20 protein-coding genes and 1 pseudogene are annotated in these 20344 nt (G+C 57.8%); 16 read left to right on the top strand and 5 right to left on the bottom strand.

Translation table 11 applies throughout. The features are described from left to right. The first annotated feature begins 18 nt into the window (after positions 1 to 18). Positions 19 to 1434 carry a diaminobutyrate--2-oxoglutarate transaminase gene (locus ACOZK9_RS22925; RefSeq protein ID WP_152749173.1) on the top strand — a complete coding sequence of 472 codons (1416 nt, stop codon included), beginning with the start codon at positions 19 to 21 and terminating at the stop codon, positions 1432 to 1434. Positions 1435 to 1538: 104 nt separating this feature from the next. Here ACOZK9_RS22925 and ACOZK9_RS22930 read toward each other — a convergent pair whose 3' ends face one another. Together ACOZK9_RS22930 and ACOZK9_RS22935 are read right to left on the bottom strand one after the other, a co-directional pair. Beyond that, positions 1539 to 3542, bottom strand: a complete 2004-nt coding sequence (locus ACOZK9_RS22930) for a TonB-dependent receptor (RefSeq protein WP_421556621.1) — start codon at positions 3540 to 3542, stop codon at positions 1539 to 1541. A gap of 198 nt (positions 3543 to 3740) precedes the next feature. Next, a complete protein-coding gene (locus ACOZK9_RS22935; RefSeq protein WP_421556622.1) occupies positions 3741 to 4133 on the bottom strand; it encodes a DUF2946 domain-containing protein in 393 nt (130 codons plus the stop codon). 654 nt (positions 4134 to 4787) lie between these two features. Here ACOZK9_RS22935 and ACOZK9_RS22940 point away from each other — a divergent pair. The 8 genes from ACOZK9_RS22940 (at position 4788) to ACOZK9_RS22975 (ending at position 12820) form a co-directional block, all read left to right on the top strand. Beyond that, complete coding sequence (locus tag ACOZK9_RS22940; RefSeq protein WP_421556623.1) at positions 4788 to 5768, top strand: hypothetical protein; 981 nt, start codon at positions 4788 to 4790, stop codon at positions 5766 to 5768. A 59-nt stretch (positions 5769 to 5827) separates the two neighbouring features. After that, a complete protein-coding gene (locus ACOZK9_RS22945; protein WP_152746365.1) occupies positions 5828 to 7024 on the top strand; it encodes a glycerophosphodiester phosphodiesterase family protein in 1197 nt (398 codons plus the stop codon). Positions 7025 to 7423: 399 nt separating this feature from the next. Continuing rightward, on the top strand, positions 7424 to 8062 hold the full coding sequence (locus ACOZK9_RS22950; RefSeq protein ID WP_421556624.1) for an energy transducer TonB: 639 nt from the start codon (positions 7424 to 7426) through the stop codon (positions 8060 to 8062). Positions 8063 to 8073: 11 nt separating this feature from the next. After that, positions 8074 to 8760 carry a MotA/TolQ/ExbB proton channel family protein gene (locus ACOZK9_RS22955; RefSeq protein ID WP_058412032.1) on the top strand — a complete coding sequence of 229 codons (687 nt, stop codon included), beginning with the start codon at positions 8074 to 8076 and terminating at the stop codon, positions 8758 to 8760. Between the two features lies 1 nt (position 8761). Next, entirely contained in the window at positions 8762 to 9166 is a 405-nt protein-coding gene (locus tag ACOZK9_RS22960; protein ID WP_122250722.1) for an ExbD/TolR family protein, read from the top strand. A 73-nt stretch (positions 9167 to 9239) separates the two neighbouring features. Continuing rightward, positions 9240 to 11540, top strand: coding sequence for a TonB-dependent receptor (locus ACOZK9_RS22965; protein WP_421556625.1), 2301 nt, complete (start codon positions 9240 to 9242; stop codon positions 11538 to 11540). 39 nt (positions 11541 to 11579) lie between these two features. Continuing rightward, positions 11580 to 12320, top strand: a complete 741-nt coding sequence (locus ACOZK9_RS22970; RefSeq protein ID WP_152749178.1) for a type II secretion system minor pseudopilin — start codon at positions 11580 to 11582, stop codon at positions 12318 to 12320. Between the two features lie 251 nt (positions 12321 to 12571). After that, on the top strand, positions 12572 to 12820 hold the full coding sequence (locus tag ACOZK9_RS22975) for a CsbD family protein (protein ID WP_058412036.1): 249 nt from the start codon (positions 12572 to 12574) through the stop codon (positions 12818 to 12820). A gap of 226 nt (positions 12821 to 13046) precedes the next feature. Here ACOZK9_RS22975 and ACOZK9_RS22980 read toward each other — a convergent pair whose 3' ends face one another. After that, on the bottom strand, positions 13047 to 13439 hold the full coding sequence (locus ACOZK9_RS22980; RefSeq protein ID WP_152749179.1) for a hypothetical protein: 393 nt from the start codon (positions 13437 to 13439) through the stop codon (positions 13047 to 13049). Positions 13440 to 13505: 66 nt separating this feature from the next. Here ACOZK9_RS22980 and ACOZK9_RS22985 point away from each other — a divergent pair. The 5 genes and pseudogenes from ACOZK9_RS22985 to ACOZK9_RS23005 form a co-directional block, all read left to right on the top strand. Continuing rightward, positions 13506 to 13694, top strand: a pseudogene (locus ACOZK9_RS22985) (LysR substrate-binding domain-containing protein); the annotation flags it as partial. Positions 13695 to 13794: 100 nt separating this feature from the next. Beyond that, positions 13795 to 14406, top strand: a complete 612-nt coding sequence (locus ACOZK9_RS22990) for a dTMP kinase (protein ID WP_152749180.1) — start codon at positions 13795 to 13797, stop codon at positions 14404 to 14406. 306 nt (positions 14407 to 14712) lie between these two features. Further along, positions 14713 to 15081 (top strand): antibiotic biosynthesis monooxygenase family protein, encoded by a 369-nt coding sequence (locus ACOZK9_RS22995; RefSeq protein ID WP_152749220.1) that lies wholly within the window; start codon positions 14713 to 14715, stop codon positions 15079 to 15081. An 86-nt stretch (positions 15082 to 15167) separates the two neighbouring features. Further along, positions 15168 to 16073 (top strand): NADP-dependent oxidoreductase, encoded by a 906-nt coding sequence (locus tag ACOZK9_RS23000; protein ID WP_421556626.1) that lies wholly within the window; start codon positions 15168 to 15170, stop codon positions 16071 to 16073. A gap of 142 nt (positions 16074 to 16215) precedes the next feature. After that, entirely contained in the window at positions 16216 to 16920 is a 705-nt protein-coding gene (locus ACOZK9_RS23005; RefSeq protein WP_421556627.1) for a helix-turn-helix transcriptional regulator, read from the top strand. Positions 16921 to 16972: 52 nt separating this feature from the next. Here the strand turns inward: ACOZK9_RS23005 and ACOZK9_RS23010 are convergent, their stop codons facing one another. Next, positions 16973 to 17452: a hypothetical protein gene (locus ACOZK9_RS23010; protein WP_421556628.1), complete on the bottom strand. Its 480-nt coding sequence runs from the start codon at positions 17450 to 17452 to the stop codon at positions 16973 to 16975. Between the two features lie 142 nt (positions 17453 to 17594). Next, positions 17595 to 17999 carry a DUF2251 domain-containing protein gene (locus tag ACOZK9_RS23015; protein ID WP_421556629.1) on the bottom strand — a complete coding sequence of 135 codons (405 nt, stop codon included), beginning with the start codon at positions 17997 to 17999 and terminating at the stop codon, positions 17595 to 17597. A gap of 165 nt (positions 18000 to 18164) precedes the next feature. On the opposite strand from ACOZK9_RS23015, the gene ACOZK9_RS23020 reads away from it, so the two are divergent. Further along, on the top strand, positions 18165 to 19373 hold the full coding sequence (locus ACOZK9_RS23020; RefSeq protein ID WP_421556630.1) for a multidrug effflux MFS transporter: 1209 nt from the start codon (positions 18165 to 18167) through the stop codon (positions 19371 to 19373). Between the two features lie 99 nt (positions 19374 to 19472). Next, positions 19473 to 20330, top strand: a complete 858-nt coding sequence (locus ACOZK9_RS23025) for an SDR family oxidoreductase (protein WP_058412065.1) — start codon at positions 19473 to 19475, stop codon at positions 20328 to 20330. Positions 20331 to 20344: the final 14 nt, after the last annotated feature.

A 20344-nucleotide genomic window follows, 5' to 3' on the forward strand; every position in this document is an offset into this window, starting at 1 on the left:
GCCTCCGTGGAGGACGTAATGAACGCTTTTTCGAATGCCACAACCGGTGGCGCGTCACAGCTACGCCTGTCGCACACGGGCCTGTCGCAGCCTTATTGCCTGGACCTGACGCCGATGCTGGAGCGCCAGCAACAGCAGGAATCGAACGCCCGCAGCTACCCGCGCCGCATCCCGCTGGTGCTGGAGCGCGCGCATGGGATTTACGTACAGGACAGTCGCGGCCAAGTGTTTGTCGATTGTTTGGCCGGTGCCGGCACCCTGGCGTTGGGCCACAACCACCCGGTGATCATTCAAGCAATCACCCAACTGATGGCCGCCGGTGTGCCCATGCACACGCTGGACCTGATGACACCGGTAAAGGACGCCTTTGTTCAGGAAGTCTTCGGCTGCCTGCCCGCCGATTTCGCGCGCACTGCACGTATCCAGTTTTGCGGCCCGAGTGGCGCGGATGCGGTGGAAGCCGCGCTTAAATTGACGCGTACCGCGACCGGGCGGCATTCGGTGCTGGCGTTCGAAGGTGCTTATCACGGCATGACCTTGGGCACCTTGGCGATCAGCGGCAACCTGTCGCCAAAAAATGCCCTCGGCGCATTGATGCCGGGTGTGCAGCGCCTGCCGTACCCGCACGATTATCGCTGCCCGTTTGGCGTTGCAGGCGAGGAGGGCGTGACCCTCAACGTGCGTTATCTGGAACATCTGCTTAACGACCCGGAAAGCGGCGTCACCTTGCCGGCCGCGATGATCCTGGAACCTATCCAGGGCGAGGGCGGTGTGATCGCAGCGCCAGACCGCTGGCTGCAGGAACTGCGCCGCTTGACCAGCGCCCACGGTATTCCGCTGATCGTCGACGAAATCCAGTGCGGTATCGCGCGCAGCGGGCGCATGTTCGGCTTCGAGCAGTCGGGCATTACCCCGGACGTGATCACCTTGTCCAAGGCCATCGGCGGCGGCTTGCCGTTGTCGGTCGTGGTCTACAACGATTCGCTGGATGTATGGCAACCCGGCGCGCATGCGGGCACCTTTCGTGGCAACCAACTGGCGATGGCGGCCGGCACGGCGACCTTGCGCTTTATTCGCGACAACCAATTGGTGGCGCACGCCGAGAGCGTGGGCGCACACCTGCGCAAACAGTTGCAGGCGCTGCAAAGCGAATTCGCCTGGGTCGGCGATGTGCGCGGGCGCGGGCTGATGCTCGGCATGGAAATCGTCGACCCGCACGGGGTTGCCGATGTACAAGGGCACCCGCCGGTCGACGCTGTGCGCGCCAAGGCGTTCCAGCAGGCCTGCTTGCGGCACGGTTTGATCGTGGAATTGGGCGGGCGTCACGGCGCAACCGTACGTTTTCTGCCGCCGCTGATCATCACCGAGCAAGAGATCGACTTTGTTGCGCAGATCCTGTTCAAGGCCGCGCATTCGATCACTACGCAGCCCTGATCGGGCGATGCCCGGCTGTTCCATACGGGGCCGATACGCTCGGTGTACGTGCGCGATCCGGACCTTAACCTGATCGAGATTTGCGGGTACGTCGAGGTTGCCGGTTAGAAGTCCAGAGTGACTCCGGTATACAGCGCGCGACCGTCTCCCGGAGAGTGCAACGACCCTTGGGCACCGTCCGGGTCGTACCACACGTATTCGTAATAGCGGTTGGTGAGGTTTTTCAGCTGCAGGTCGACGCTCACCGACGGCGTCACTTTGTAGGTTGCACCGAGGTTTATCAGTACGTAACCGCCATACGTGCCCTGGGTGTTTTCGCGCTCCAGGTAATAGTCGGTCTGGCCGTTCATCCACGCAGTCAGCTGCAACGCAGGTGTCGCGTTGTAGCTGATGCCGGCGTTGTAGAGGTGATTGGGGATGTGGTCGATTTGCTGACCTTTGCTGTCAGGCAAGGTGGCACTTGGCTGGAGTATTTTCGAATACTGCCAAGAGTAGGCCAGCCACAGTTCTGTGCGGTCGTTGGGGTGCAGGTTCACCTGTAAATCGTAACCCCAGCGCCGGGTTTCGCCGACGTTATCCGACTCGCCGCTCGGGTCGTTCAGCCTGCGACTGACTTCCCCGGAGGCCTCTTGCTGCCAATAGGCGACACGCCCGTCCACCCAGTCAGCCGGTGTGAACTTGATGCCGGTTTCCCAGCCGTCGTTGATCGACGGTGCCAGGTCGGTATCCCTGGGCGGAATTTTGTACGCCGCCGCACCCGTGCCGACTTGAAAGGTACGCCCCCAGTTCGCGTAGACGCTGGCGACGTCCCAAGGCGAATAGACCACGCTGAGCTTCGGCTGCTTGATCAGCCCGTAGTGGTTGATGTCGTAATCGGTGCCGGTCATTTCATTGGTGAAGTTGCCCTGAATTTTATCGACGCGGTAGGCCGGTACGATCTTCAGGGACTCGAACGGTTTGATCTCGGCCTGGACATAAGCGCCGTAGGTGTCGAAGTCAAACTGCTGGTCGCGCGTGGTGGCCAGGCGCGCGCGCTCTTTGCTGCGATAGCGTTCACTTTTGTTTTGCTGCTGTTGTACGTCTGCGCCACCTTCCAGCGCGAAATCGTAGAGCCAGCTGACTTCAGGTCGCCAGGTCAAAGAGGTGAGGGCGCCATACTGTGTCTCGTAGGCGTCGCGCTCCTGCTGCGAGCTTGTGCGCCAATACTGCGTCCAACGCCTGTCATCAAAGGTATTGACGTAGGTCTTGGCTGACCAGGCCAGCGTATCAGTCAGGTCTGTGTCGACATGCAGGCTGACCTGGTTCATGCGCCGCGTGCCTGTGTCGGTAGCGTTAAAACGGTTGGTCATTTCGGGATGACGACGCGCATCCTCCTCAGTCAGATAACCCGGCTCCTGTGCCTCGGTTTCGTAGTGACGGGCGATTAGGCCGATGCGGTAGCTGTCGTCGTCCGGCGTGTAGAACCATTTGCCCGACATCGAAAACTTGTCTGCCTGAGCGTGATCCCGGTAGCCAGCGGATTTCTGATAGGCGAAGAAGTAGTTCTGCGTCCAATTGCTGCTTTGAATACCCTTGGCGAGTTGGGCCTCCTGAGTATTGAAGCTGCCATAGCGCAGGCGCGCCTTGGTGTAGTCGCCACCGGTGCGGGTCAGCATGTTGACGTTGCCGGCGATGTTATTCAGGCCATAGCGCGCATCACTGGTGCCACGCACCACCTCGATGCTGTCCAGCTCCATAGGGAAAATCATGTCCATGTACGGCATGTTGCCGTCATTGCTGTTACTCGGAATGCCGTCAATCAGCAGCTTGACCGCGTTGACTTCGCCTTCGCCGTTGAAGCCTCGAAACGAGATTTTGCCGGACGTGGTGCCTTGGTTGAATTCAGTCAGCATCACGCCCGGTGCGCGGCTGAACAGCTCCCAGCTGTAGTTGACCGGCATTTTATCGAGGATGTCGGCGCCCAGAATATCGACTGAGCTGAGTACATTGCTGGTGTTCAGCGGGCCGCTGGCGGTGCCCTGGACGCTGACCGCGCCCAAGGTCAGCGTTGAGTTTTCGAGGTTGCTGGCGTCGGCCAGTGCCACTGACAGCGGGCTTGATGCAAGCATGCCTATCGAGAGCAAGGGCCAGATAGAACAGCAAATAAACAAAGGCTTTGCACGCGGCAAAGTGATTGAACTAGGCATAACGCACACTTCCTGATAACCAAGCGTATTCATCGGTGTTTAAGTGGCCACGGGCAGGCCGCACAAACACCGTGCAATGAAAACAGCGCCGAACATGCGTCGGCTAACTGCGAGGGTTAATCAGGCGAAAGGCGAGGCGCGCGGGCTTAGGCTCGGCCAACGAATTCGAGGATGTAGCGTGGGTAATTCCAAGTAGACGAGCGCGGCGTCAGGCGTGTATCGCGGCAGGAAGTTGCGGTAGTAGTTAGAGGGCAGTGCTGCCAGGCCGGCATGCCCACAGCAGCAATCGCCGTGTTGCATGAGGGTTTTTGAGGGCGTCTGCTGTTGAAGCGGATCGCTAAGTTTGACGAAACCAAGCGGCAGTACTTTTGAAGGGCCTGCGGAGCAAAAACCGCCCCACAGCATCAACTGCACGTCTGGCGTTTGCATAGCGCGGCTTAACGGCATGGCCAACATGTTTAACAACACGGCCAGACAGGCAATCCACGGGCAGATGCGTTTCAACGAAGACATGCAAGAAGTCGCTGCAAAGGGGCTGGCATTTAGCCAGAGTTCGATAGCGGTGTAAAATTCTATGGCGTGCGCTATTTCGCCGCACACTGAACGATGCACATTGTTAGTTAGCTAACCATAGTAGGCCGTTAACAAATCGTGTGTCGATGTCCTCAATCTGTCATATCGAAACCTTAGAGTACGCGCAAATGTAAGGAAATATTTCAGGCGCATGAGTTCAATAGCGCGTCGCCAAGTGCTTGTCGGCGATGATGCCCGCTAAAGAATCTAATGACCCCGTTTTGGCCAGGAGCGTTATTGCTGCATAACTTTCCGAGTCAACCTGTTTTGTCTTGAGAGCGCGCATCTGCGATGCACACTTCGAAACGCAGGTTGTCTGTCCAACATGGATATTGACTTGCCTATGAACGCGCAGTTTTCGAAGGTTGATTGGCTGATTGCAAGCGTTGGCATCCCTGCACGGGTGTTGGCAGCATGATCGCGCATGGAACCATAATGGCACTGGCGGCGAGCGTAATGCTCAGCGCAAGTTTCGCAATGGCTGCTTCTGCACCCGTCAAAGACCAGACTGTTGTCGCCGTCATTAAATTTGTGAAGCGCGCCGAAGGGCCAGGCTTGCGCTTCGATCCAGCGAGTTGCACCCCCTGCAGGCGAGTGACAGACCCCGACTGGAACGCCGACAACCCGCGCGAGACGGTCATTGCGCTGACAGTGCCGCGCTCACGGATGCTCGAACTGAGGTTCGACGGTGCAGTGGCTAATACCTCGCGAGTGATTCTGGAGACCGGTGACATTCCGTTCAGGCTCGATGACGGGCGTTTGTACGTGGTACTGCCGCCACTGGCTGCGGATGCGATAACGGCCGCCGAAGTGTCCACGCATATCGTTGAGCCAGGTATGGTCCTGCGCTTCGAGCATGCTGACCCTGCACGTCGTGCGGGTTTTTATCGTCAAGGTGAGTTTCCTTCTGTGCAGCGCGCGGCGGCCAACGTGCTTGAGTTCGCGCAGCGTGAGGCCGTGCGTGACCTGGGGCTTGGGCACACGGTAGAAAGCCGCGGGCTGGGCAAGATCCAGATCATGGGGTTCGACACCAATGCCCCTCACGGCCATGAAGATGCGCCGCCCCACATGCACATGCACCTGCGTTGGCCAGCGAACACCGGCACGCAAATCGCCCACTACTACATCGGCACGGACGGTCTGCTGCTGCACAACATTGTCGGCGTAAAAGGTATCGATGCCCCGGAAAGGCGCTTTGAGCGCGGGGATTCATTTACCACGGTCGGCCCTGATGGTCGCCCGGTCTACACCCATCGCATTACGCCACAGGGCGCGCTGCAGATCACTCGTCCTGACGGCGCGATGTGCCTGATCGAGCCCGCCGGGGCAGGGCGCGAGGGCTTTGCAGGTGGGGCGAGCGTGAGCTGTTCCACCGGCACTAAACGGTTGGTCAACGTGGATGACGATCTGCACAAAGGCCGACTGAAAGTCAGCATCGACAATATTGAGGAGATCTACTACTACGACCCGGACACCGGCGTTTTGCTGTCCCCCAGGCAACCACCTCCCGTACCCCCTTCGGTGTATGTGGAAGCGGTGTCAGGCGCAGGCCTGTCATCGTCAGTGGCTGACTAGCGCTGTTGATTTCGCACGTACAAACCTAATCCACTTCTGACCTTGCGGGAGTTAAGTCTATGTTTTGTATACCGAGAATAGTTCTACTGTGCACATCGATAGTTGTTCTGGCGGCGCCTTGCATTGCGCGCGCAGAGTACAACACTGACAAGATCGGCGGGATACTCAAAGACGCTCACAACGACCTTACGATTGTCTGCGCCCACCGCGGATTGCACGGCACCGCGATAGGCACCAACGCTCACCCGGACTGGCTGCGCGATGTGCCGGAAAACTCGATCGCCGCCATTGAGCAGGCTGCCAGCAGTGGAATCGAGTGTTCGGAAATCGATCTTCAACTGGACCGGAACGGTAACGTGATCGTGTTGCATGATTCCAACCTCGGCCGAACCACCAACGCCTACACCACCGCAAACTCGACCGAGTATGACCCTTACGGGCATGGCGGCTATAACCCGAACTTGTCGAACTATTTTGGAAACACCCTGAATCTGAACCTTCGTCATCCCTCCCTGAATGGCTACAGCAACCAGAAATTGCCCACGTTCGATGCCATTTTGGACACGATCAAGCGCGATAAAATCGCGATGATCCTGCTGCTTGATGTGAAGAACATCGAAGCCGCCAAAAAAGCCTGGCAGAGCGTGAAGACGCACACCAACTGGTGGGGCACGCCGGCCGAGCGTTGGGTGTACTTCAAAATGCCGGTCAACGTGATTGGCACGACCGCTGCCAATTTTGAAGCCAAGGGCATCATGAATGCCCAGAGCGAAGCCGGACGCTTCCGCCTGATTCCGGTGTTTGGTGCAGACTTTATTGACGCCAGTGGCGGGCCGGCAAATTCCCTTATGAATTGGCAAGGTTACTACAACAAGGGATATGTCTACGCCACCGAGGTGCGACTCAAGGAATATGACAACACACTCAGGTTTCCGCTGAACAACATCATGAACAGCTACTACGCCATGCGAACCACGCGCGATGTGAAAACCATGGGTGCTTATCAGCCTGTCGCGGAGACCAAGTTCTATAGCTTCTTTGCCGCCGATGGCCATTGCTGCACGGAGCCCAAGTACTGGCTGTGGAAATCCCAGAAGGGCTTTGGCCAAGAGACGGGGGATAACCGCACAAGCCTAAACTGGATCATGAACACCGCAGGCAAAAGTTTCAGCTACATCATTACGGACGATCCTCTGACTGCCATGTCTGCACTAAAAAATGATAACCGTCGAAACACGGGTCTTATTTCAAACTAGTTGTTTGATAGCAGTTCGGTGAGTGAACACTTTTATTGCGCCGGCCGGATGCGCATGCCGTGTCCGGTCGATAGCGTGCTGTCTAACGGTCTATTGGAAAGACAAGTGGCTGTTATTCAATCAACTTAAGTTGTTGTCATCATAATAAAAACAGCCGCATCGACGCGATATTTAAAAGCTTTTTTAAAGCGCCATGCTGCTATTTATTTTGTCCCGATTGGTGATGTTATGTTCGCGTTACTTTCATCGCGTCATCCTGCGCAACTTTTTCGCGACTGCGATCTGTTGCGTGCTTCGCCGGCAGTTACGTTCGATACCCCAGCGACACCTTTACCGGCAGTCGCTGTGCCCCGCAGTGGCGTGGGGCCTATTGCTTGTGTATGCCTTGTTGCATTGGGTATGCATGCGGCGGGCTTTCTATGGTTTCGCAACAGCGCGCCCGCGCAGCCTTTACCGCCTATCACCCGGCCGATGCCGATTGCAATGCAAATGGTTGCCAAGCCCAAGCCGCCGTCTCCAACGCCGGCGGTTGAACAACCGGCGCCGCCGCCACCCGTTACACCGGCACCGCCCCCCCAACCCGTGGCCACCGCGCCCAAGCCCGAGGCGCCACGTGCGCAGCCCGCCAAGCCACCGGCCAAACCACAACCGGCCCAGAAGCCAGCCGTCGAGAAGCAACCGCCTGCTGCGGTGCCCCAATCGATGCCGACCCAGCGACCTGCGCCAGCTTCGCCCGTCAGCCGCGAACCGACTACCACGGCACCCATCGGCCGCGCCGGTTACTTGAACAACCCGCCACCGGTGTATCCGCCCGCAGCGGCCAAACGGCATCAGCAAGGCACGACAGTGCTGCGCGTGCATGTACTGGCCAACGGTCGCCCGGACCAGGTTGAGGTTGCTCAGTCCAGTGGTTTTTCGGCCCTGGACGATGCCGCCCGCGCGGCTGTTCGACAGTGGTCCTTCACTCCTGCCAAGCGCGGTGACAGCCCGGTCGATGGCTGGGTCAACGTTCCGCTTGCCTTCACTCTCGCTCCTTGAGGCGCCTTACCATGACAATCGATTACTCAACGCTGATTCAGCAAAGCTCCATGGGCATTCTGCTGCTGTTCTCATTGGCGACCTGGGCCGTACTGCTGCTCAAGGCCTGGCAGCAGGGCAGGGTGAAAAGCCAGAACAAGCGCTATGCGCAGGCGTTCTGGGCCGCGCAGGATTTTGATACGGCGTTGCACAGCGGTCCGCAAAAAAGCCAGTTGGCGCGTCTTGCGCAAGTCACCACGCAAGCGCTGTCCGGCGGCCACGATGGCCACGAACCGGCTGACAGCTGGAGCCGCCAGGAACTGCTGGAGCGCAGCCTGCATCAGCAGATTTACGCTGAACGACGCACCCTTGAAAGCGGCATGATCGTGCTCGCCTCCATCGGCAGCACCGCGCCTTTTATCGGCCTGTTCGGTACGGTGTTCGGCATCATCCATGCCCTGCAAGCCATCAGCACAGCCAAGTCAGCGAGCATTGCGGTGGTGGCAGGGCCGATCGGCGAAGCCTTGATCGCCACCGGCGTCGGCATTGCCGTGGCGGTGCCGGCAGTGCTCGCCTACAACTTTTTCAGCCGCCGATTGAAACTCATGGTGGCCGACCTGGATGTGTTTGCGGTCGACCTGCTGAACCGCGCCCAACGCCATGCCTTCAGATTGAAAGGCGAGCGTGACGCTGGTCGCAGCCTGAGCGGGGTGGCTTGAGATGGCCTTCTCTTCAAGCCACGACGACGATGCAATCAGTGACATCAACATCACGCCTCTGGTCGACGTGATGCTGGTGCTGCTGGTGGTGTTTATCGTGACCGCACCGTTACTGACCAATGCCATACCGCTGGATTTGCCGCAGACAGTCGCCACGGCGCCGCTGGACGACGCCAAGCCGGTGGCTATCAGCATCGACGCCAAAGGCGGGTTGTTCGTCGACGACCAGCCTGTGCCCGAAGCGCAATTGCCGGACACCCTGCAGAACCTGCGTGCGCGTGACCCGGACGTGGCGCTGACCCTGCGTGCCGACACCTCGACCGACTACGGGCACGTTGCCAGGGTGCTGGCAGACGTGCAAAGCGCGGGCATAACCCGCTTGGCGGTAATCACCGAAAGTCCCTGATGACTGCCATTGCGATTAATAAAAACACGGCGCCAGAGCCTGTCGCCTCATTAAGCCTTTAGGAAACGCTTTCATGATCATGTTATCGACTGCGCGTGCGTCTGGTTTTCCCCTTAAACGACTGGTGTTGGTGATCGGGCTGCATGCCCTTAGCCCGGCGAGCTATGCACAGGACGCCGCGACACCGGCAGCCGCGGCGGAGGAGGCTGCCTCCGGCGCCGGCGATACCACGCTGGGCACTGTTTCGGTGATTGGCCAGGGGGAAACGCGCCAGGTACAGCGCGTCGATGAAAAGGACATCAAGGCTTACTCGGCGGGCACCAACCCGATGAAGGTGCTGCAGCGTCTTGCCGGGGTCAGCTTTCAATCGGGCGACCCGCTCGGGCGCGAAGAAAGCAGCCAGCGCATCAGCTTGCGTGGCTTCGACATGCATCACTTGGGCTACACACTGGACGGCGTCACGCTGGGCAACATGAGTTTCGCCAACTTCAACGGCCTGAGCATCACCCGCGCAATCATCGCGGAAAATATCGCCAAGAGCGAAGTCGCGGCCGGGATCGGCGCCTTGGGCACTGCCTCCAACAGCAACCTGGGCGGTACGGTCGCGTTCACCAGCGCAAACCCCGACAAGGAGTTTGGCGCACGCCTTTCGCAAACCCTGGGCAGCTATGCCACCCAACGCACCTACATGCGCGTCGATACCGGCGAATACAATGGCCTGGCGGCTTATGTCTCGGGGGAAAAATACGACGCCGACGCCTGGAAAGGTCACGACAACCCGCAGGAATCGGACGCGCTCAACGCCAAGGTTACCTACGATTTCGGCGGCAATCACCTGAGCTTCTATCACAGTACTTCAACGCACAATGAAGCCAACCTGCCGTCGATGTCGACCAGCATGATCAGCCGCTTGGGCTACAACTGGAGTTACTACACGCCTGACTGGACGCGGGCCGTCAACGCCGCCAACGGTATTTTTACCGGCGGCGTCACCCGGGCGTCAGATGCAACCTACAACGGCAGCAGCCTGCGTGATGATGAACTGGACATCCTCAGCGGCAACTTTTCGCTCACCGATGATCTGCTGCTGGACGCCACGGTCTATCACCACCACGACTCAGGCCGCGGCAACTCTTACTACCCGTTCGTCTACACCAGTGGCAGCACGACCGTGCCCACCAACTCGATTCGCAGCACGGTGTACGGCATCAACCGCACGGGTTTCCAGACCGCGCTGACGTACTTTCTCGGTCAGCATGAAATACAGGGCGGCTTCTGGATTCAGTCGAACAAGAATGACGTCTCCCGCTACCTGTTCGACCCGACCGGCACCGCGCCGCAGAACCACATTGTGAGAACCGACGGGTTGCCGCTGGTCGCCACCGTTCTGTCCCAGGATTACAACGACCTGACGCGACAGTTCTATCTGCGCGACAGCTACACCTTGCTCGACGACCGTTTGAAGCTGGAGTTCGGCGCCAAGAACACGGTCACTACCTCTACGGTGGAAGGCAAGGGCGGCGGTTACGCCAGTGGTTCGCTGGAGGCGCGAGACCGGTTCCTGCCGCAACTGGGTGCTACCTATAAGCTTAATGATCAAGATGAGGTGTTTACCTCGTACTCGGAAAACGTCGCCGCATTCCCCAGCAGCGGTTACAGCCCATTCTTCACCACCCAAGCGGCCGTCGACGCGGCAGACGGGTTCAAGAACCTCAAACCGGAAACCTCCAAAACCATTGAAGTGGGCGTGCGCCGCAGCAACCCGCTTTATTCCACTTCGGCGGCGGTCTACAACACCCGGTTCGATAACCGCCTGGTTGCGATTACCAACTGCACCGGCATTGTGATTTGCCAGAACAGCGTGGCCAACGTCGGCTCGGTGACCAGCCGAGGCCTGGAGCTGACTTTCGCGCTGACCCCCAACGAAAACTGGAGCTGGTCCAACTCTGCCTCCTACAACCACAGCACATACGACGACGATTACCAAAGCGGCACCAGCCAGGTTCACGTCAAAGGCAAGACCGTGGTCGACACGCCCAAGCTGATGTATTCAAGCGCCCTGGACTGGCATTGGCAGCACTGGAATGCGGGGTTGCAGGGCAGCTACATGAGCAAGCGTTATTTCACCTACACCAACGACGCAAGCGTTGCCGGCTATTGGCTGGCCAATACAACGCTGGGCTATGACTTCGGCAAGTTGGGCGCGGTCAAAGACACCACCGTGTCGCTGAACGTGGTGAACCTGTTCGACAAGCGCTACATCTCAACGATTAACACGGATGCCACTGCTGCAAGTGACCCCACCGGCGACTTGCAGATACTGCAGGTCGGCAACCCGCGCAGCGCGTTCGTCACCCTGGCGGTGCGCCTTTAGCGCAGAGCTTTGGCGCGCCTGACCCAGAGGCTGAAGCGCATGCGTGATAGCCGAGCCACTCCGGTAAGCCGCCAGCGTGGTATTGCGCTGCTGATGGTGCTTTGGGTCATGGCCTTGCTCAGCCTGCTGTTGGCTTCACTCGCCGCCTGGGTGCAACTCGAAAGTCGCCAGGCCGTGTACCTTCGCCAGCACACGCAGGCACTGCTGGCGGCAGAGGCGGGCGTCGAGTTGGCGGTGCAAGCCTTGGCTGATCCTGTGCAGCGTAAAAAGTGGGTCGCCGACGGACGTGAAATGGCCCTGACATTCGACGACGCGCAGCTCTACGTCAGCCTGCACAGCGAGAACGGCAAGCTCTACCTGAACAACGCCGAACCGGATGATTTTTCCCGCTTGGCGCTGGCGTGCGGCGCGAGCCAGGCACAAGCCAGCCAGTTGGCTGATGAACTGCTAGCGCGCCGGAATAAAGACCAGCCGCCGTTTCGCTTGCTTGAAGAAGTACGGCAACTACCGGGCATGACGCAAGCGCTGTACACCCGGCTGTTGCCGGAGATTACGCTATGGAGCGGCTTTGATCGGCCCGATCCGGCTTTTGCCAGCCCGCTGATGCGCACCGCACTGAACCTGCCAAAGCGCAACCCGGCGGGTGTGGACCCTGGCGAGGTGTTGGTGATTGACAGCCGGGCGCAGCGCGGTGATGGGTATATCGCGCGGTTGCAGGTGACGGTGTTGTTGAATGCGGTGAAGGGGCGGGCCTATACGGTGTTGCGGTGGGAGGAGTGAGGCCACCAATCCAAGTGAACAGTGCGGTAGCGTCGGCGATTACCAAACAAGGGTTACCAACCTTGCCCGCCATGGGAACAGCATTGAGCGCAGGCAGTCATTCGGGTTGAACCGTGAGGGCTGGCCAGGCAGCTTATGAGCTTCATCATTTTTGAACTAATCATCACGCTCATCCACCTAATTCTGTGCAAATAGTCTATAGCTCAGGCTTATCCTGGGTTACTCATTCACACATGAAGGTTTGGTGGATCATGAAGAGCGAACAGGTTGAAGGCGTTGCAGAAAAGATTACCGGCAAAGCGCAGAGCGCAGTAGGGAAACTGTTTGGTGACTCGAAGCTGGAAGCTGAGGGTACTGGACGCCAAGCTGCCGGTCAGTTGACCCAAGCCTATGGCGATGCATTGGACAGCGTATCGACGTTCGTTAAAGAAAAGCCAGTCGCCGCGATCGCAATCGGTGCAGTCGCACTGCTGGTTATGGACCGCCTCTTTCGCCGCTGACTCAGGCGCACAGCTGAACGGGCCTGATGAATTTGCACACCGCAACAGGGCGCTATGATGGCGCCTAAACCTGCGGTGTGCAGATAAGCGAAAGTCCTACTCAAGCGAGTTCAAGCTCAACGCCACAAGCAGGGTGCCTGACCAAAAAATCTGCAATCTGCAATGCAAGCGTTGAGCAACGCTTGAGTTATCAGCTCATGCGCACACCGGCATTTACCTGAAAACGCTAAAGGCCGTTAATCTTGGTTTCCGGACTTCCTGGCAATAGTTTTTTGGCTAAAAACTGCCAGGTCTTCCAGGAAAGTAGCGCAAGGAGCGCCCCAAACGTACCGTAGAACAAACCCAGCTTAACGCGAACCCAAGGGCTGAAATGGCAAGGCGCTGTGGGGAGGCCAGAGGCGGGCATGCAGGGTTCAGGAAAAATAATCAACCCTGCATGAGGCCAGAAGATGATTGAAACAAACCCTATCGTGAACAGTGCCGCTATTTTCCATTGAGAAACACCTGAAACTTTCTTGATTGTGCAGATCAAGAAGACGACTAAGGCGAACGACAGCAGCAGGGGCGTTACTATCTCTTCGTAGTAAACCTCAACAATTAATTGCGTGTAAGCATTCATGTAATCTCCAGGGAAGTCGTTCCGTCTGCACGATCTACCGTACCCTACTTATTGAAGCATACATACCTGGCAGTGAGCCTGACGTTTTCCGATCACCTGGTGGACCCATTCGAAGAAGAGGGTATCGATTTGTTGGTGCGGTTCGGCGAACTGCAGGACACCAGCGGCCTGGTAGCGCGGCGATTGACCCGTCAACGCTGGGCCATCTGCGCATCCCCTGACTACCTTGCGCGCTTCGGCACCCCGCAAACCCTACGCCAGGGGGAGGGGAAATTACTTATGAAAGTGCGTGGGTGCGTGGACAGCTGAAGATGCAGTTAGAGTGGTCATCATTCTCCTGATTATTGTGTGACAAATGAATATTCCGTTTTTTGTTTCTCTGGATGGACCCAAAGGCACCGGCAAAACCACGCTATTGGAGGCCGTAACGGCAATGCTGAGGGCGGACAACAAGAAAGTCATCCGACTTTGCGAGAGGAAAAGCGATCCCTACAGAAGGGAAACCATGGCCTTGGTTAATGAACTTGCCAGAAATCCCTCACGGGATCTGGAGTGGGCTGTGTGCGAGCGCTTTGCCGACAGTCGCAGCTGGATATCCCGGAACGTACTGACTCAGCAGCCGTTGGACAGCATTATCCTGATTGATCGCTGGTATCCGTCTGATGCTGCGTTTCGACACACCGTCTCGTTTGCAGAGATTCTTCAGTTGAACCGGGAGCGCGACGTGCGAGTGCCGGATGTGCATGTCGGCGTTGTGACCGCGCCGGATATTTCGTGGGCAAGGGCAATTGCACGGTCGCGAGGATTGGGCGGTACAGTGATCCAGAAGTATGCAGAGCATGTTGCATGCACAGAGATGTTCGAGCAGGCGGTTGCGGATCATGGCTGGGTGATGTGCCGTAATGAAGGTGCGATCGAAGACGCAGTGAAGCAGGTGGTGGCTGAGATCCTAAAAGTAGCTGGGTGACACGTAGAGCGTAGAATCAGTTTTATCGGCGGGCATCTGATTCCATAATTTAACATAATATACATTATGCGTACCTACGAATATCCGACTGAGGGCGCTTCCGCTCAGCTTTGCAGCCTGCAATGCCATCAGCCTAACCATGCCGCCGGAAACGCTACCCAGCAGACACCGCACAACCCTGGTGCCAGAAACTGTCCTCCTGCCTGCTTACCCTGTATCGACAAGGCAAAACCCAGGACGAATTAGCGCACAGGAGTCAGTTATCGCCTTGGCAACTGAATCAGTATCCAATTGAGGAGATAGATCATGTCCAGTGTTGAGCCTCTCGATCCTTCGTTCCCATTAAGCCAGCAAATGGGAATCGACGCCGCCCCTATAGTGCTGGTCAACCTGTGCACGGTAGCGCCTGCCGACGAGGCGGCTTTTTTAGTGTCTTGGGCAGCTGATGCCGCTTTCATGAAAAGGCAACCTGGCTTTATTTCTACGCAGCTTCATCGGGCGTTGGGAGACAGCCCAACTTACCTCAACTACGCGATTTTCGAGTCTGCACAAGCATGGCGCGCCGCCTTCAAGCAACCAGAATTCCGCGAGATCGCCAAGGCACATCCGGCGTCGGCCGTGTTCCGTCCCCACCTGTTTCAGAAAGTAGCTGTTGAGAATTTATGTACGGCCTAGCGATGAGGCCGCCTGAACCAATGGGCGCAAGCATTCGAACTCAACTGTAGTCGGGTCTGTATAACGCCATTTTAAAAGGTATCGATATGAAAGCCGTTCAGTTTAATCAATATGGTGGCACCGAAGTCTTGAACATCGTCGACGTAGACCCGCCGCACGCCGGCCCCGGTGAGGTGCGCATTAGAGTGCGAGCCGTAGGCGTTAATCCCATCGATTGGAAGTTGCGTGCGGGGTATGTTCATGACTTCATGCCGGTTACCTTTCCAGCGGGTGTTGGCAGCGAGGCGGCAGGCATCATTGATGAGGTCGGCGATGGTGTTTCAGGTTTCGCAGTCGGCGATGCGGTGTTTGGCTACGGTCGAAATACGTTAGCGGAACACGCGGTCTTGAGGTGCTGGGCGCGAGTTCCGCACAACATGCCAATGGAGGTGGCAGGCGGTTTGGCAGTCATCGTCGAGACGGCGACACGCATCCTCAACCATGTCGGTATCAAGGCTGGCGAGACCCTGCTGATAACGGGTGCTGCGGGTGGGGTTGGAACCGCCGCGATTCAATTGGCGCGCCATCGCGGCGCAATTGTGATCGGTACAGGCAGCGTACCCAAGCATGAATATATCCGCAGTTTGGGCGCTGTTCCGACCACCTACGAACCTGGCTTGGCCGCACGCGTGCATGCGTTGGCGCCTGCAGGCGTTGACGCAGCGTTAGACCTTGCTGGGGCCGGCACGATAGCCGAGTTAGTTGAGATCGTTGGCAACCCGACCCGAGTTGTTTCCACTTCCGATGTCACGGCGCATCAATATGGCGTGGTGTTTTCCGCTACATCGCTCGAACATCCCGAGACCGCGTTTGCAGAAGCGGCGCGCCTGTATGACACAGGAGCGTTTCGTCTGCACATCGAGCAAACCTTCTCGATTGAGCAGGTCGCGACTGCGCAAGAAATAAGTGCCGCCGGGCATGTTGCCGGCAAGCTCATCATAACGATGCCTTGATCGCAACGCCGACTCGCGGCTTCTATCGATGGGCCGCGACAGGTTTAAACGCTGACCCATTGTCCGGTCGCCGTGCATTGATATTCTGGATAAGCTTGCCAACGCGGCAAGGCGTTGAAGCCCTCATCGAGATGGAATAGCAATGGCCAGAAGTGACCGATTGTTTGAGCTGATGCAAGTGCTGCGGCGACACCGCATAGCGGTATCGGGGCGCACACTTGCCCAAGAACTGGGGGTGTCACTTCGCACCATACGTCGAGATGTACTGACATTGCAGGGCATGGGCGCCGATATCGAGGGTGAGCCTGGTTTGGGCTATGTTCTCAAGCCTGGGTTCCTGCTTCCCCCGCTCTCGTTCACCGAAGAAGAAATACAGGCGCTGGTAGCCGGTGCCTTATGGGTCAGTCGGCAGACGGATGACAAGTTCGCCTTCGCCGTCAAAAACGCCCTGGCCAAGATCAATGCCGTGTTGCCATTGGAAATGCGTCCGGCCTTCGACGATGAGACATTCTACGTAAGCAGCCCCTCTGCGCCTCTCAGCCCGATCGACCTCAGTGAGGTCCGTCGTGCACTACGCGATCAGTGCAAGCTGCGTATCTCGCTGGCGCTGGCTCATGCAACGATTGAAGACCAGGTTGTCTGGCCGATTATGCTGGGTTTTATAGACGCAAAACGTTTCCTGGCGGCCTGGTGTGAGGCAGATGAAAAATTCAGAGTGATTTCCCTGGATGACATTTCGCAACTGGAGGTATTGGCCGAGCGTTACAGTCGTAACCGGCGCCAGCTGATTAAACAATGGCGTACTCACGAGATCTTGCCCTGTAACGCCCGTGGTGAGACGTGCTGACAACGGATTTGGAGCCACTGACGGGCTCCAAAATCGTCTCTGGACCACCTCCTCACGAAAATGCCGAAACCTTCTGCGCTGCAAAATTCCCGTCTCGCAGGATAGGCTCCAGAAAATCCTGATACGCCTGCCAGGTACTGAACATCTTGATTTCAGCGCCTGGAGCATCTTGATTACCGGTTAGCTTGACCAAAAAAACGCCGCCACCTTCGCTCAAAATCCGACGTGCTGTTGCGCCGCCAGCACCACGGGATATTAGATAGCCAAGGGCTGCCAAGCCAAGTACAGAGCCTTTCTGTGCAGCAGACGCTTTGAGCAAAGGGTCGGCGGGTACATCTGACAGAAGCAGCATCAGCGCTACCAAGTGGTGGCTGTCATCCTCAAAACCATTGGCAATGTCGTCGGCCATTTTCAGGGCTTCAGTTGCGCGAGCCTTGGGGATTTCATTTTCATGCGCGAGAGAATCATGTGATGTCAGTAAGATCGAGCCAACGCGTGGAGGATTTTTTGGATAGTGTCGGTTAGTTTGCATAACTGATTGTCCTCAATAGGTGCTGATCGCTCTTGATAGATATGACGTCAAAAACTATCCACTACTCCCTCTTTAATATTCCCATTATGCATAACTATACTAAATAGTCATTTAGTATAGTTATATTAAGGTGCATGCCGCGTCACGCAAACAACTCAAGCGCCGCATCATCCCACTCGTGACCGTGCCTGGACCAATCCTCGCCGCTTTGCGGCGGAAATCCGCTACGGCAATAGCCTTGTTTCGCGGTGAAATCGAATATCGCGTGCGGGTAATCATTGATCAGCAGCACCGCCTTACTGTGATCAGCCGACCAGCCGATCTTCACGCTGGAGGGTTTGTGTTTGTCCGAAACGTCCGCGACGTTGTAAATATGCAGCGCGTCCTGGATCGCGTTGCCTTCAACCGCGGTGTCCAACGCGTAGAAGTAGCCGGTGTCTTCGTCGTCTTCAAATACCACAACGTAGGTGCCCTCTTCCGCTGGTGCTTCGATGACTGTGCTTTGGCCCACCTTCAAGGGTGATTCGGCCGCCAGGTAGATTGGCATCGGGTCTTCCTTCACAGGTTGAATGTCGGGTTCTTGAATAATGCCAACAGCCGCCTGCGGATCGCAACGGCAAATTGCGTCACGCGAATCTGCACAAGCACCACCTTGTACACCCACGGTTCACTCTCTAAGCTGGCCGGACTTTTGCCTCACCTCAGGAATCCCATGCCTCGAAGTATCGCCCACCTCGCCTTGTTGTTGGGGTTAATCACCGCCATCGGCCCGTTCGCCATCGACAGCTACTTGCCCGCCCTCCCCACCCTGGGCGCCAGCCTGCAGGCTTCACCGGCCGCGGTGCAGATGAGTTTGACAGTGTTTTTCATGGTCATTGGCGTGTGCCAGTTGTTCTACGGGCCGATCAGCGATGTGTTCGGGCGCAAGCCGCCGATTTACGCCGGCTTGGTGATCTTCGCCGTGGGCAGCGTCGGTTGCGCGCTGGCCCCGACGATTGAAGTGCTGATTGGTTTTCGTGCCCTGCAAGCGTTTGGTGCGTGCGCCGGCATGGTGATTCCCCGCGCGATCGTTCGTGACCTGTATACCGGCCATGAAGCCGCGCGCCTGATGGCACTGTTGATGCTGGTGATGAGTGTTTCGCCGATCCTCGCGCCGCTGGCCGGCAGCGTAGTGATTTCACTGTGGAGCTGGCGAGAAGTGTTTGCCGTGCTGGCTGTCGTGGCAGTGTTATGCCTGTTGATGACCGTCGTGCAATTGCCGGAAACCCATCCGGCCGAGCGCCGCGTGGGCAAAACCCTTGGCAGCGCGATTGGCAGTTACGGGGCGTTGTTACGTGACCCGGTATTTATCGGTTTGGCGGTGGTCAGTGGTTTTGGCCTGGCCACGTTCTTTGTATTTATCGGCAGCGCGCCCTTCGTTTACATCGAGTATTTCGGCCTGACGCCGACGCAGTTCAGCCTGTGCTTTGCGCTGAACGCCGCGTCGTTTTTTGCCATGAGCCAACTGACTGCGCGCCTCAGTGCACGCTTTGGTTTGGCACCGCTGATGCGCTGGTCAGTGATCGCCGTGGCGGCGGTGATGGCTGCGCTGGCAGCCACCACCTTGTGGGCCGATAACCTCGCGCTGATGATGACGCTGCTGTTTATCGGTTTTGGTTTTCTCGGCCTGTTGTTGCCGGCGGCCGGGGTGTTGTCGCTGGAGGAGCATGGCGCCGTAGCCGGCTCTGCATCGGCGCTGTTGGGCGCTATTCAGATGATGACTGCTGCGCTGTCGATGAGCCTGGTTGGGCTCTATGCCGACCACACCCCGGCGCCAATGCTGGTGGGCATCGCAGTGTGCGCCTCGGCGGCAATGCTGACCGCGCTGTGGACGTTGCGCCGTTTGCCCGCTCATCTCGGTGCTGCGCCCTCGCCTCGCTGAAATTGACCATTCGTCGGGCCTTGCGGGCATCCGTTACAACTATCGGAGAACGGAAAACTACTAAACCCATAGCACCTTTAAAACGCTATGGAGACTCTGATGACTGATTACCCGCGCCCACCCTTCTCGCCGCAAGCCCAATCCGTGCCTGGCTCGCAGAAAAAAATGGACCCCTACCCGGACTGTGGCGAGCAGAGCTACAAAGGCTCCGGTCGGCTGGCCAACAAAATTGCGCTGATCACCGGCGCTGACAGTGGGATCGGGCGCGCCGTCGCCATCGCGTTTGCGCGTGAAGGCGCCGACGTGGCCATCGCCTATCTGGATGAACACGAAGACGCCAAGGAAACCGCGCGCTGGGTTGAAGAAGCCGGCCGTCAATGCCTGCTGTTGCCCGGTGATATAGCGCAAAAAGCCACCTGCCAGGCGCTCGTCGACAAGACTGTTGAACAGTTCGGCCGCATTGATGTGCTGGTCAATAATGCGGCGTTCCAGATGACCCACGAAACCCTTGAAGAGATCGAGGATGAAGAGTGGGTGAAGACTTTCGATATCAACATCACTGCGATGTTTCGCATCTGCAAGGCTGCCCTGCCCCACATGAAAGCCGGCAGTTCGATCATTAACACCAGTTCGGTCAATTCGGACATGCCCAAGCCGACCCTGCTGGCGTATGCCGCCACCAAGGGCGCGATTGCCAACTTCACCGGCGGCCTGGCTCAGTTGCTCGGCAGCAAGGGCATTCGGGTCAACAGCGTAGCGCCAGGTCCGATCTGGACGCCGCTGATTGTGGCCACCATGACCGACGAAGACGTAAAAAGCTTCGGCAGCGAAACCCCGCTGGGGCGTCCCGGCCAGCCGGTAGAAGTGGCGCCGATTTATGTATTGCTCGCCTCGGACGAAGCCAGCTACATCTCTGGCTCACGCTACGCGGTTACCGGTGGCAAACCGATCCTCTGAGGTACCACCCAACT

It is taken from the genome of Pseudomonas kitaguniensis (assembly GCF_049199985.1).
GTDB lineage: Bacteria > Pseudomonadota > Gammaproteobacteria > Pseudomonadales > Pseudomonadaceae > Aquipseudomonas > Aquipseudomonas kitaguniensis.